General features: G+C 65.1%; 12 protein-coding genes and 1 pseudogene. 11 read left to right on the top strand and 2 right to left on the bottom strand.

From position 1 onward, the window contains the following. Position 1: 1 nt before the first annotated feature. Genes ACV7NQ_RS07585 through ACV7NQ_RS07570 form a run of 4 tightly spaced genes read left to right on the top strand, consistent with a single transcriptional unit; the run spans position 2 to position 3,808 of the window. On the top strand, positions 2 to 1,102 hold the full coding sequence (locus ACV7NQ_RS07585; protein ID WP_463358964.1) for an MlaD family protein: 1,101 nt from the start codon (positions 2 to 4) through the stop codon (positions 1,100 to 1,102). Then, positions 1,099 to 2,109 (top strand): MlaD family protein, encoded by a 1,011-nt coding sequence (locus ACV7NQ_RS07580; protein ID WP_463358963.1) that lies wholly within the window; start codon positions 1,099 to 1,101, stop codon positions 2,107 to 2,109. Before ACV7NQ_RS07585 ends, ACV7NQ_RS07580 begins: the two co-directional genes overlap by 4 nt. After that, the gene (locus tag ACV7NQ_RS07575; protein ID WP_463358962.1) at positions 2,106 to 3,065 is read left to right on the top strand and encodes an MlaD family protein; all 960 of its coding nucleotides are present in this window, start codon (positions 2,106 to 2,108) and stop codon (positions 3,063 to 3,065) included. Before ACV7NQ_RS07580 ends, ACV7NQ_RS07575 begins: the two co-directional genes overlap by 4 nt. Before the next feature lie 59 nt (positions 3,066 to 3,124). Next, entirely contained in the window at positions 3,125 to 3,808 is a 684-nt protein-coding gene (locus ACV7NQ_RS07570) for a hypothetical protein (protein ID WP_463358961.1), read from the top strand. A 10-nt stretch (positions 3,809 to 3,818) separates the two neighbouring features. On the opposite strand, the gene ACV7NQ_RS07565 is transcribed toward ACV7NQ_RS07570, so the two are convergent. Next, the gene (locus ACV7NQ_RS07565; RefSeq protein WP_463358960.1) at positions 3,819 to 4,379 is read right to left on the bottom strand and encodes a TetR/AcrR family transcriptional regulator; all 561 of its coding nucleotides are present in this window, start codon (positions 4,377 to 4,379) and stop codon (positions 3,819 to 3,821) included. Between the two features lie 221 nt (positions 4,380 to 4,600). Between ACV7NQ_RS07565 and ACV7NQ_RS07560 the strand changes: the two genes are divergently transcribed. The 7 genes from ACV7NQ_RS07560 (at position 4,601) to ACV7NQ_RS07530 (ending at position 11,051) form a co-directional block, all read left to right on the top strand. Continuing rightward, positions 4,601 to 5,005: an SCP2 sterol-binding domain-containing protein gene (locus ACV7NQ_RS07560; RefSeq protein WP_463358959.1), complete on the top strand. Its 405-nt coding sequence runs from the start codon at positions 4,601 to 4,603 to the stop codon at positions 5,003 to 5,005. 43 nt (positions 5,006 to 5,048) lie between these two features. Then, a complete protein-coding gene (locus ACV7NQ_RS07555; protein WP_463358958.1) occupies positions 5,049 to 6,596 on the top strand; it encodes an acyl-CoA synthetase in 1,548 nt (515 codons plus the stop codon). Positions 6,597 to 6,626: 30 nt separating this feature from the next. After that, positions 6,627 to 7,886, top strand: coding sequence for a cytochrome P450 (locus tag ACV7NQ_RS07550; protein WP_463358957.1), 1,260 nt, complete (start codon positions 6,627 to 6,629; stop codon positions 7,884 to 7,886). Further along, on the top strand, positions 7,883 to 9,256 hold the full coding sequence (locus ACV7NQ_RS07545) for an aldehyde dehydrogenase family protein (RefSeq protein ID WP_463358956.1): 1,374 nt from the start codon (positions 7,883 to 7,885) through the stop codon (positions 9,254 to 9,256). Before ACV7NQ_RS07550 ends, ACV7NQ_RS07545 begins: the two co-directional genes overlap by 4 nt. Before the next feature lie 147 nt (positions 9,257 to 9,403). Next, positions 9,404 to 9,997: a cytochrome c oxidase subunit 3 gene (locus ACV7NQ_RS07540; protein WP_463358955.1), complete on the top strand. Its 594-nt coding sequence runs from the start codon at positions 9,404 to 9,406 to the stop codon at positions 9,995 to 9,997. Positions 9,998 to 9,999: 2 nt separating this feature from the next. Continuing rightward, the gene (locus tag ACV7NQ_RS07535; protein WP_463358954.1) at positions 10,000 to 10,266 is read left to right on the top strand and encodes a cytochrome C oxidase subunit IV family protein; all 267 of its coding nucleotides are present in this window, start codon (positions 10,000 to 10,002) and stop codon (positions 10,264 to 10,266) included. 53 nt (positions 10,267 to 10,319) lie between these two features. Beyond that, positions 10,320 to 11,051 (top strand): hypothetical protein, encoded by a 732-nt coding sequence (locus tag ACV7NQ_RS07530; protein ID WP_463358953.1) that lies wholly within the window; start codon positions 10,320 to 10,322, stop codon positions 11,049 to 11,051. Positions 11,052 to 11,074: 23 nt separating this feature from the next. On the opposite strand, the pseudogene ACV7NQ_RS07525 reads toward ACV7NQ_RS07530, so the two are convergent. Further along, positions 11,075 to 12,122, bottom strand: a pseudogene (locus tag ACV7NQ_RS07525) (acetyl-CoA C-acyltransferase); the annotation flags it as partial. Positions 12,123 to 12,183: the final 61 nt, after the last annotated feature.

Here is a 12,183-nt window from a genome sequence, read left to right as displayed (position 1 = left end):
GATGAAGATCAATCGCAAGCGTGGAATCGCAGTCGCGGTAACCGTGGGTGTCGCCATGAGCTGCGCGGTCGGTTACGCGGCCGCCGGCGATGTCGCACCGGAAGCGAGTTCGGGGTACTGCGCGGCCATGCCAGACGCGGTGGGCCTGTATGCCGGTAATCCGGTCACCCAAATGGGTTTTCAAGTAGGTAAGGTCGACCACATTCGCCCGGTGGGCGACCATGTCGAGGTCGACTTCAGCCTCGATGCCGGACGCCGGTATCCGGCGGATGTGCGTGCGGTGACGCGCTCGAAATCCCTGCTGGCCGACCGCAGCCTGGAACTGGTCGGCAACTACGGGGGCGGAGGACCGCAACTGACCGCGGGGCGCTGTATTGCGCTGGAGCGCAGCTACACTCCCAAGAGCATCTCCGAGATCGCCGGGTCGGCAGCGGATTTCATCGACGCGATGGCACCCGCCGACGGCAAGAAGAGCTTGGCGACGGCGATCGCCGGCTTCGACGCTGCGCTCCGCGGCAACGGCGAGAATTCCCACGCGATGCTGCAGCACGCGGCTGCGGCGTTATCGGGGCCCGACCAGCTGGTCGCCGACTTCGGCTCGGCGATTCAGAATATGGCGCCACTCACCGAGGAAGCGCTGCAGCGCTGGTCGACGATCCACTCGATCCTCGACCAGCTGCCCGAGGCCGCCTCCGTCAGCCTCGGCCTGTGGCCGGGCGTCACCGACGTCACCATCGGGGTCGGCTGGCTGGTGCGGGCGCTGCTCGACGTCAACACCAACTACGGGGATCTGATCTGGCCGCTGCTGAATGGCGGCGTCGCCGACGTCATCCACCTGGCGGCAACCAGATCCAAGGATCTGGCGAGCCTGCTCGACAGCGTGCCCTCGATCGCGGCCGTGCTGCGGCAGCAGGCGGCCGGCAGTGGCGGATTCACGATGAGCTACCGGCCGCCGACGGTCGAGGTGAGCGCTGCGACGAACCCGCAGCTGTGCGATCTGATCAATCACGTCCGCCCCGGTAGTTGCGCGCCGGACGCGGCGAACGTCCAGGTACCCGTGGGCGGGCTGCTGGACCTGGTGCTCGCAAAGGGGAACAAATGAGGCTCTCGAGAAGACTCAAAACCGCGGTCGGCGCAATCACCTTGAGCTGCACCGTGATCGGCAGCACCGCGGCGTGCTCGCTGGGGCCGAACGATCTGCCGTTCTTCCGCAGTGGTGGCGGCAGCGGCTACGACGTGACGCTGGAGTTCGCCAGCGTGCTGAACCTGCCCGCAGGCGCGTACGTGATGATGGACGGTCTGCGGGTCGGCGAGGTGCGTGCGGTGGACGCCTCGGGCAAAGACGTGCGGGTGACGATCCAGTTGACCGACACCTCACGCGTGCCCACCGACATCCGGGCGGTGATCCGGCAGAACACGGTGCTCGGCGACACCTACATCGCGCTCGACCACGACCCGAATGTCGCTGTCACCGGATATCTATCGCCTGGCGCGACCATACCGCCGGACCGCACGATCTCGCCGCCGCAGCTGGAGGACACCATTGCGGTGCTCGCCAACTTCGTCAACGGCGGCAGCATCCAGAAGGTCGAGGAGGCGATGGGCCGCATCAACACGGTCATGCCCGCGATGGGTGATCTACGCAACCTCGCCTCCACCGTATCCGTCGACATGCAGAACCTGTCACAGCACACCGAAGAGATCGACCGGCTGCTGAACGGTCTCGACTCGACGGCGGTCGCCGTCAACGAGAAGTCAGCGATCATGACGACGGTGCTGACCGATTCGGCGTTGCACTTCTGGCGGCGGTGGGCGACCAACCTCGTCTCCTATGTCGGCCTGATCCTGCCCTCGATCGGCAGCATCTTCGAGGGCGGTATGTGGTTGGTGCCGCTGTTCACCTCGCTCGCCGATTCGGCGGGCGTGATCCGGGCCGGTGTGGATGAAGGGCCGGCGACCGCCCAGCAGCTCTCGGACTTCCTGCGCAACACGGTCCTGCCGTTCACCCAGCATCCTTCGGTGAACATCCGCTCGGTCGAAGCGGCCAACGGTGATCAAGTCATCGGTGATGTCGAGAATGTGCTTCGCATGTTGGGAGCGGTGAAATGATCGGCCGGACAGCCATTTCCGTCGTCGGGATGGTCGCCATTGCGGCTGCCTCTTTTGTTTATATGGATCGGCTCGGCCTGCGGGTCGGCGCTTTGGAGAACGTGCGGTCCGCGAGCATGGTGGTGCCCGATACCAACGGCCTGGAAATCGGCTCGCGGGTGCTGCTGCGCGGCGTGCAGGTCGGCCACATCACCAGTATCGATGCCTCGGCCGATCGGATCCGGATCGGCTGGAACTACGACAGCAGCTACCGGATTCCGGTCGAGAGCCGCTTCCGGGTGGACAATCTCTCGGCGCTGGGGGAGACCTACCTCGCGGTGCTGCCGACCACCGCCGCCGGTCCCTATCTGGGTGAGAACGCGATGGTCGACAGCACGCACGTGACGGTGCCCACCACATTCAAGGAGCTGTCGGAACGGCTCACCCGGATGCTGGAACAGATAGACCCGCAACAGATTCAGAGCATCTTCAAAACGGTCGACATCGCGCTGCCCAACGACTCCCAGGTCCTCGGTGATCTCAATCGCGCCGGTCAGCTGCTCGCCGCCAGCATCACCCAGCAGCAGGACAATTTGGCGAAAGTGATGAACGCGTTCCAGCCGTTGCTGCTACAAAGTGGTTCGGTCCCAGGCGATCTCGCCGGATCGACACCGTATCTGAACCCGACCAGCCGCGGCTTTACCGGCATGGTCGACGGCTTGTATTTCGCGGTCACCTTCGGTCCGCTGCGCGACGGCATCAAATTCGGTGCGGGCCCGGTAATCGACAACGTGCAGGCCTTCCTCGACAAGACCGCTACCGATCTGAACACGCTCGGCGTCGACCTGCTGCCCGGCGTCCAGGCCGGCATGTCGAGTATGCGGACCGTCGATATGGGGGCCTTCCTGGACAACGCGTTGCAGGCCGTCGCCTCCGGCGACGGGGTCACCGTCCACGTCCGAACCCCGGGTAGGTGACCGTTCCCCCTTCACCCGACCCGAGTTCTGCTCTACCCGTTCGAGGAAAGACCACGAAAATGACATCGAATTCCGCTGTAGTCGAAGACGTCTCCACGGAGGACACCGTCACCGGTGATGCCGCCGAATCCACTGCCGACAACAAGCCGACCGGCGCGCGCCGACCGGCGCAGATCGCAAGTGCGCTCGGAAAGGCGCGCAGCGCGGCGGATTCCGCGATCAAACTCAAGACCCTCGTCGTGTCGGCGCTGGCGATCGCCCTGGTCTGCGCAGTGGGCGTGCTGGGCTGGCAGGTGCACGCGAAATCCGCAGACCTCGACCGTCTGCACAATGTGGCGACCGCCCAGGCGCATGCCGAGCGGTCGGCTCTCGACTATGCCACCGGCGCCGCGAATATGGACTTTCGTGACCTGGGGGCCTGGCGTGGCCGCCTGACCAAGGGCACCAGCCCGGAGCTGTCCAACCGGCTGACCCAGGCCGCATCGTCGATGGAACAGATCATCACTCCGCTGCAGTGGGTGGCGACTTCGAAACCGGTTGCTGCCAAGGTGCTTTCGGAAAACAACGGGATCTACACCGTTGACTGCTTCGTGAGCGTGCTGACCAAGAACAACCAGGCGCCCGACGGCATCCAGTCGACTGCTACCTATCAGCTCAGCATCGACAGCCACAACAACTGGACCATCACCGATATCGGCGGCATCGACTCGGCGATCGCGCCGAAGCCGGTACCGCCGCGGTAAGCCGAGGCGGCTAATGAACACTCGTGGGGGCGGACGGATCGGGCGCGCGTTCGATCACCAGCTGCAGCAGGCGGCGCAGGTTCCACTCCAGTGGACCGGTGTCGCCGTCGGCGTCGAGCTGCTGGTACCCCACGAGGACATACATGCCCCACTGGGCGTGCCGGCGCGCCTGGTCGTCGTCGAACACGATGCGCATGGCCTCGAAGACGACGTCGGTGCGCTGCTGGTCGACGGCCTCCTGGACGACCCGGACCTCGGCGTCGATATTCCCCCACACCCGGATGGCCGCCTCGGCTCGGTGCGGGAGGTCGAGGGCGAACTGCAGCAGCGCCTCGAGCTGGTCGACCGGACCGCCGCGCGACTGCGCCGCGGCTACCAGCTGAGTTGTGCTCTCGGTGAGCCAGTGCGCGAGCAGCTGGGTGGTGAAGTCGTGCCAGTTGTCGAAGTAGTGATAGAACGAGCCCGTGGTCACGCCGACGCGTTTGCACAGCGGGGCCAGCTTCAGCCCGCCGTAACCCTGCGCCGACAGCAGGTCGAACGCGGCGTCGAAATAGTTCTGTTTGGTGGCCATCGGTCTCTCCCTCGGCGGCGCTGGAGTCTCGCCCGTGCCTTGTGCGTAAGTCGACTTATGCTTACGATACTCGCATCACGATGTGAGGCGCGCCACGTGCGTATCCGGGTAGGTAGGCGGGGCCTCGATCTACATCGTCCGGCCGGTGGATTCCGGCTCGATAATTTAATCGAACATATATTCCGTAAGCGCCGGGTGTGCCCGGTAGGAGAGGAGCCATCATGGCCTTCGAGGATGCGAGCGAGGTTCGCAAATACATCGGCGGGATCTTCGAGTCGGCGTTCGCCGACGCCGAGATCGGGCCGAAGCTGGAAGCGACCGGGATCGTGCTCGGCTTCGAATTCTCCGATCCGGAGGCGTATCTCGTCGTCGACACCGCATCGCGTGAGGTGCTGCTCGGCCAGGAACACTGGTCCCGATCGACGGCGACCATGCGGATGAGTGCCGATACGGGCAACGCCTACTGGCAGGGCAAGGTGAATCTGCCGCTGGCCATGGCCAAGGGCAAGATCAAGGTCGGGGGCAATATCGCGAGCATGCTCAAACTCGCCCCGCTGGGCAGCAAGCTCTACCCGGCCTATGTCGACAGCCTGAAGCGTGACGGGCGCGCGGACCTGCTGGTCTGATCCCGCTGGCGCACAACGATTTTCGATCGAAGAGGTACCTACGATGTATCCAGGTGCATATGCAGTGTCGACGCCGGACAAGCCCGCGGTAGTACTGGCTGGTTCGGGTCGCACGATCACCTATCGCGAGCTGGACGACAACTCGGCGCGGCTGGCCCGCGCGCTGCACGACCTCGGGCTGCGTCCGGGTGATGTGGTCGCCATGCTGTCCGGCAACTCGCCGGAGTGTTTCGAAATCTATTGGGCCGCTCTGCGATCCGGGCTCTACATTACCGCGGTAAACCGCCATCTCACGGCGGCGGAGGTTGCCTACATCGTCGACGACAGCGACGCCAAGGTGGTCATCGCGTCCGCCGGCATCGCCGAACTCGCGCAGCAGGTTCCGGAATTGGCACCGAGAGTGGAGCATTGGCTGGCTTTCGGCGGCGTTGTCGAGGGCTACGGCTCCTATGCAGACGCGCTGGCCGGTGCGGGTGAGCGGCTGGCCGAACAGCCCCGGGGCGTGGACATGCTGTATTCCTCGGGAACCACCGGGCGGCCCAAGGGTGTCAAACCGCCGCTGCCGCAACTGACCGTCGATCAGCCGGGCGACCCGTTGACGATGGTGTGCAGAAAGTTGTTCGGTATCAACGAATCCGACGTCTATCTTTCGCCGGCGCCGGTGTACCACGCGGCCCCGCTGCGGTGGTGCGGTGCGGTGCACGCCTGGGGCGGGACCGTGGTGATGATGGAGAAGTTCGACCCGGAGCAAGCCTTGGCCGTCATCCAGCAGTACCGGGTGACAGTCACGCAGATGGTCCCGACGATGTTCGTTCGGATGCTGCAGCTGCCTTCGGATGTTGCTGGGCGATACGATCTTTCGAGCTTGCGACTGGCCGTGCATGCGGCGGCGCCGTGCCCGCCGGAGGTCAAGCGGGCGATGATCGAGTGGTGGGGGCCGATCATCGCCGAGTACTACGGCTCCACCGAGGGCAACGGTTTGACCGTGATCACCACACCGGAATGGGAGAGCAAACCCGGATCGGTGGGGCGCAGCATCCTCGGGCCGGTGCACATCTGCGACGACGAGGGCAAGGTGCTGCCGGTCGGTGAGGTGGGCGCGGTCTACTTCGAGCGTGAGGAGCTACCGTTCCGGTACCACAAGGATCCCGAGAAGACCGCTGCCGCACAGCATCCCGAACACCCCACCTGGACCGCGGTGGGCGACCTCGGGTACGTCGACGATGACGGGTACCTGTACCTGACCGACCGCAGGTCGTTCGTGATCATCTCCGGCGGGGTCAACATCTACCCGCAGGAGGTCGAGAACGTGCTGACCCTGCATCCGGCGATTTTCGATGTCGCGGTCATCGGTGTGCCCGACGTCGAAATGGGTCAACAGGTCAAGGCCGTCGTGCAGCTACAGCCCGGCGTCACGGGGTCGTCCGAATTGTCCCGCGACCTCATCGATTACGTCCGCGACCGGCTCGCCCACTACAAGGCCCCCAAGACGGTGGACTTCGCCGACCGGCTGCCACGCACCGCGACCGGCAAACTCGTCAAACGCGAGCTGGAACGGCTCTACACCTCGCCCGCGGCCCAGAGCCGCTGACGGCCAACAGAATTCGAGGAAGTGTCGACTATGACGACAACAATGGAATCCGGGACCCGGACCTACGATCCGCTCAGCATCTCGCCGCTGGCGTTCTGGTCCAAGACTGCCGAGGAGCGCGACGAGACGTTCCGGGTGCTGCGGGCCGAGCGGCCGGTGAGCTGGCATCCGCCGATCGAGGGCGCGCTGATGCCGCCGGAGAACGACGGGGTCTGGGCGGTCACCAGCCACCGCCTCATCACCGAGGTCAGCAAGCAGCCCGAAATCTTCAGCTCCGGCCTCGGCATTCAGCTCGAGGAGGTGCCCGCCGACATCCTCGAGGCCGCCTCGTCCTTCCTGGCGATGGATGCACCGCGGCATCCCGCGCTGCGTCGGCTGATCAGTTCGGCGTTCACGCCGAGGCAGCTGGCCAAGATTCACGATCAGATCCGCAACCAGGCCAAGGTCGTCGTCGATGAGCTGATCGATGCCGGCGATTGTGATTTCGTGCAGCAGGTCTCCAAACGCCTGCCTATGTGGACCATCTACGAAATGATCGGTCTGCCAACGTCGTTGCGCGAGGAGGCCGCGCATATGGCCGACGCGATGGTGGCGTGGGCCGACGAGGATGTGGCGGCGGGGCGGGCGCCGGTCGAACTACTCAACGACGCGCTGGTCGGGTTGCTGATGATGGGTATGGAACTCGCACAGGAGCGTCGCCGTAACCCCGGGTCGGATCTGATGACCAACCTGGTGCAGGCCGAGGTCGACGGCGTCCGGCTGACCGACGACGAGATCGCCTCGTTCTTCGTACTGCTCTCGGTCGCCGGAAACGACACCACCCGCAACACGATTTCCCTTGCGGCCAAGGCATTATGCGACTTCCCGGACCAGAAGGCACTGCTGCTGGAGGATTTCGACGGCCATATCGGCACCGCGGTCGAGGAGTTCGTGCGCTGGGTGACACCGGTCATGACCTTCCGCCGCACCGCGACCCGGGACACCGTGCTGGGTGGCCAGCAGATCCGGGCGGGGGAATGGGTCGCGACCATCTTCTCCTCCGGTAACCGCGACGAGACCGTCTTCGAGGACGCGCACCGTTTCGACGTCACCCGCTCCCCGAACCCGCACGTCGGTTTCGGCGCCGGCGGGCCGCATTACTGCATGGGCAATTTCGTCGCCAAGATCCAGCTGCGCGAGACCTTCGACCAGCTGCTGCATCGGGTACCGAATTTCCAGCTCGGCGAGCCGTCGTACATGGTCGGCAACTTCGTGCGGTCCGTCAAGCGCATGCCGGTGACGCTCCGATGAGCGGCGTGGATGTCGCTCCCGTGCTGACGCGGGCGCGGCGTGGGTTTGCCTCCGGTCGCACGCGCAGCCGGGAATGGCGTCTTCAGCAGTTGCGCAACGTGATCCGGCTGCTCGACGAGCGGGAAGGCGAGATCGCGGCCACCCTGAACGCCGATCTCGGCCGCAACGCCGCCGAAAGCTGGTTCGGCGATATCGCTTCCACCCGTGGGGAAGCGGTGTATGCGGTGAAGAACCTGAACAAATGGATGCGCCGTCGCCGGCAGCCGCTGTCGGCGATCCAATGGCCGGGCAGCGCATGGATCCAATTCGAGCCGCTGGGTGTCGTGCTGATCATCGGGCCGTGGAACTACCCGGTCTATCTGACCCTGGGCCCGCTGATCGGCGCGCTGGCCGCGGGCAACTGTGCGGTGATCAAACCCTCGGAGCTGGCGCCGGAGACGTCGGCGCTGCTGGCCCGCCTCGTGCCGCAATACCTCGACCCCGAGGCGGTGTTCGTGGTGGAGGGCGACGGCGCGGTCACTCAGGAGCTGCTGGCACAGGGATTCGACCACGCCCTGTTCACCGGCGGCACCGAGATCGGCAAGAAGATCATGGCCGGCGCCGCACCGACGCTCACGCCGGTCACACTGGAATTGGGTGGTAAGAGCCCGGTCATCGTCGCCGACGACGCCGACCTGGACGTGGTGGCACGGCGGATCGCCTGGGTGAAGCTGATGAACTCCGGGCAGACCTGTATCGCACCGGATTACGTCCTGGCCGACAGCCGGATCAAGGATGCGCTGGTCGACAAGATCGTCGCGACCGTCCGGGAATTCTCACGAGAGGACGATCCGGACGGGCGGCGGATCGTCAATCAGCGCCAATTCGACCGGCTGGCAAGCTATCTCGACACCACCCACGGTAAGGCGGTACTGGGCGGCGAGGTCAGCCGGTCGGCGCTGGCGATCGAGCCGACGGTGCTGGTCGACCCGGACCCCGAGGATGCGGTGATGCGGGAGGAGATCTTCGGCCCGATCCTGCCGGTGCTGTCCTACGACACGGTCGAGCAGGCCATCACCTTCGTGAACTCGCGACCGAAACCGCTCGCGGCATACCTGTTCACCAAGTCGGCGAGCCTGCAACGACGGTTGGTGGACGAGATTCCGTGCGGCGGTGCGGTGATCAACCACGTCGCCATGCACTGCCTGGTGCCGCAGCTGCCGTTCGGCGGCGTCGGCCCCAGCGGCATAGGCACCTACCATGGCCGCTGGGGGTTCGAGGCGCTCAGTCATCGAAAATCGGTGCTGAAGAAGACCTTCCGGCCGGACCTGAAAGTCGTCTACCCGCCCTATACGCCGCGCGCACTTGCGTTGCTGCGCAAGATCTTCTGATCGGGCGGTCGGCAGACTCCTTTCTGCGGGTGCCCCAAGACCCGCCCGTGACAAGGCCGCGCACCCTGCGGTCCCGGCAATCCCAATCGCTCAGCCGGGGCCCAGGGTGCGTTTTCCACCAGACGCAGCACGTTCGAGGACAGGATCATGGCTACGACAACCAATGCACAGCCGGTCGCTGCGGGCCGGATATCGCACGTCCCTGGTGAAGTGGGCGTCTGGGTGTTCATCTTCGGCGACATGATGATCTTCGCGGTCCTGTTCGCCACCTTCATGTACTACCGCGCCGGCAAGCCGGAGGTGTTCGCACAGTCGCACGCGGCGATGAACGGGAACTACGGCGCGGCCAATACTGTTGTGCTGTTGGTCAGTTCGCTGCTGGTGGTGCTGGCGGTACGAGCGGTCCGGGCGCGCAATTCGGCGGCGCGATGGTTTGTCGCCGGGGCCATTGCCTGCGGGATCATGTTCTCCGCGTTGAAGATCGCGGAATACTCGCAGAAGGTCGCGCACGGCATCACGCCGTCGACGAACGACTTCTTCATGTTCTATTTCGTGCTGACCGGGCTGCACTGGTTTCATCTGATCGTCGGGCTGGTTGTGCTCTCGGCACTGTTCGTGCTGGCAGGCAAGCCAGCTCCGACCGGTCCGCGGTTCGCATTCTTCGAGGGCGGCGCATGTTTCTGGCACATGGTCGATCTGCTGTGGATCGTGCTGTTCCCGCTGCTGTATCTGGTGAGGTGACCATGACAACGCTGGCGCTGCTGCGCACCCGGGTGACCGCGGTGTGGTTCGTTCTGGTCTGTGCCACCGTCGTGTCGTGGTGGCTCGGACACGGCGGGACACACCGGCTCGTGGGGGTGGTGATCCTGCTCGTCGCTTTCGTGAAGGTGCGTCTGATCGGCTTGTACTTCATGGAATTGCGCGATGCGCCGCTGCCGCTGCGGGCAGTGTTCGAGGGGTACTGCCTGGTGGTCTGCGCGGTGGTGATCGGCATGTTCGCGTGGGCGTGATCCAGGGGCGGGGGAGCGAGTTTTGATAACACTCCGAGATGAAGGATTCACCGATGAATCAAATGACCTTCCAACGGTTTTGCGCGTGGAGCGGAATCGTGTGCGTGCTGGTATTTTTCGGCGGCATGCTGATAGCTGGGTTATTCCCGCCGATGCTGCCGTCGCTGTCCACGGCCCAGGTCGTCGCGCATTATCAGGACCATAAGATCGGGGTCCGCGCCGGCGCCGGAGCGATCATGCTGAGTTCGATGTTCTATGCGTCGTTCTCCGCGGTCATATCCGCGCAGATCCGGCGCATTCCGGGAGTGCACCCCTCGGTGGTCTACACCCAGCTCGCGGGCGGTGCGTTCGCGTGTGTGACCTTCCTGATGCCCGGGCTGCTGTTCGCCGTGACCGCATTCCGTCCGGACCGCTCGCCCGAGCTGACGGTCATGCTGAACGATCTGAGCTGGATCTTCCTGGTGATGCCGTTCCCGCCGGTGATGATCCAGAATTTCGCGTTCTCGTTCGCGATCTTCTCCGATGCGCGTCCAGCGCCCCTGTTTCCCCGGTGGGTCGGCTACCTGAATATCTGGGCGCCGCTGATGTTCCTGCCCGCACTGCTGATTCCGTTCTTCAAGTCGGGTCCGTTCACCTGGGGTGGGATCTTCGGATTCTGGGTCCCCGCAGTCGTTTTCGGATTGCAGTTCCTGGTGAACACCACGATGCTGCTGAAGGCGATCGCTCGTCCGGAATCCGAGGACAAGCCCCGGGTGGTGCCGTCGGCGCCCGCTGTCCCGGCCTGATCTCCCGGCGGCCGACGTCCGCGCAGGGAGGTCATCAGCCGGGCTCCGGTGCAGCCGATCGGATGCCCGAGCGCGATTGCGCCACCGTTCGGATTGACCGTCGCCGGATTGGCTTTGATCTCGGCCAGCCAGGCGAGGACGACCGGTGCGAACGCCTCGTTGATCTCCACGGCGTCGATATCTGTCGATCGACAGACCGGCACGCTCGAGCGCGTGCTGGGTGGCCGGAATCGGAGCGGTCAGCATCATCACCGGATCCGCGCCGCGCACCGACATGTGATGGATACGGGCCCGCGGCGTGAAGCCGTAGCGCTGCACCGCCTCCTCCGACGCGATCAGTAGTGCCGCAGCGCCGTCGGAGATCTGGCTGGCGACGGCTGCGGTGAGCCGGCCGCCCTCGCGCAGCGGCTTCAGTTTCGCCATCTTCTCCAGCGAGGTATCCGGCCGCGGTCCCTCGTCGACGCAGACGCCGGCGAATTCGGTGATTTCACGGGTGAACCGGCCGTCCTCGACGGCATGCAGTGCGCGGCGGTGACTTTCGTAGGCGAACGCCTTGTTGTCGCGGCGGCTCAGATTCCACCGCTCGGCGATCATCTCCGCGCCACGAAACTGCGAAATCTCTTGGGTACCATAGCGGGCCGCCCAGCCCGTGCAGCCGGTCCACGGATCGGTCGAGTCGAACGGCGCACCGGCCTGGAAAGCGGACAGGATCGGGAACTGACTCATCTTTTGCACACCGCTGGCGATGATGAGGTCGCTGGTCCTGCTCATCACCGCCTGCGCCGCGAAATGCACTGCCTGCTGGGCGGATCCGCACTGCCGGTCGATGGTGACACCGGGAACCGACTCGGGCAGACCGGCCCCCAGGGCGGCGGTGCGGGCGATATCTCCCGCCTGCGCCCCGATGTTGTCGAGGCAGCCGAGGATGACGTCCTCGATGTCGGCCGGATCGAAGTCGTGCCGCTCGACCACGGTTTTGATGACATGGGCTGCCATATCCGCCGGATGCGAGCAGGCGAAGCCGCCGCCTCGCCTGCCTATACCGATGCAGGACCCCGACCAGCGGATCATTATCTACCGCGCGGCAGACGCCACCTCCCAAACGGCACTGGATCAGCTGGCCGCGGAGTCG

The sequence above is a fragment of the Nocardia sp. Tas62D01 genome (genome assembly GCF_055232035.1).
The sequence above is the reverse complement of the archived record's forward strand: the minus strand, read 5'-3'. Positions and strand labels throughout refer to the sequence as shown.

Excerpts from the sequence above, each read along its gene's own strand:
- ACV7NQ_RS07585 (WP_463358964.1), top strand. The coding sequence starts at position 2 with ATGAAGATCAATCGCAAGCGTGGAATCGCAGTCGCGGTAACCGTGGGT.
- ACV7NQ_RS07580 (WP_463358963.1), top strand. The coding sequence starts at position 1,099 with ATGAGGCTCTCGAGAAGACTCAAAACCGCGGTCGGCGCAATCACCTTG.
- ACV7NQ_RS07575 (WP_463358962.1), top strand. The coding sequence starts at position 2,106 with ATGATCGGCCGGACAGCCATTTCCGTCGTCGGGATGGTCGCCATTGCG.
- ACV7NQ_RS07570 (WP_463358961.1), top strand. The coding sequence starts at position 3,125 with ATGACATCGAATTCCGCTGTAGTCGAAGACGTCTCCACGGAGGACACC.
- ACV7NQ_RS07565 (WP_463358960.1), bottom strand. The coding sequence starts at position 4,379 with ATGGCCACCAAACAGAACTATTTCGACGCCGCGTTCGACCTGCTGTCG.
- ACV7NQ_RS07560 (WP_463358959.1), top strand. The coding sequence starts at position 4,601 with ATGGCCTTCGAGGATGCGAGCGAGGTTCGCAAATACATCGGCGGGATC.
- ACV7NQ_RS07555 (WP_463358958.1), top strand. The coding sequence starts at position 5,049 with ATGTATCCAGGTGCATATGCAGTGTCGACGCCGGACAAGCCCGCGGTA.
- ACV7NQ_RS07550 (WP_463358957.1), top strand. The coding sequence starts at position 6,627 with ATGACGACAACAATGGAATCCGGGACCCGGACCTACGATCCGCTCAGC.
- ACV7NQ_RS07545 (WP_463358956.1), top strand. The coding sequence starts at position 7,883 with ATGAGCGGCGTGGATGTCGCTCCCGTGCTGACGCGGGCGCGGCGTGGG.
- ACV7NQ_RS07540 (WP_463358955.1), top strand. The coding sequence starts at position 9,404 with ATGGCTACGACAACCAATGCACAGCCGGTCGCTGCGGGCCGGATATCG.
- ACV7NQ_RS07535 (WP_463358954.1), top strand. The coding sequence starts at position 10,000 with ATGACAACGCTGGCGCTGCTGCGCACCCGGGTGACCGCGGTGTGGTTC.
- ACV7NQ_RS07530 (WP_463358953.1), top strand. The coding sequence starts at position 10,320 with ATGAATCAAATGACCTTCCAACGGTTTTGCGCGTGGAGCGGAATCGTG.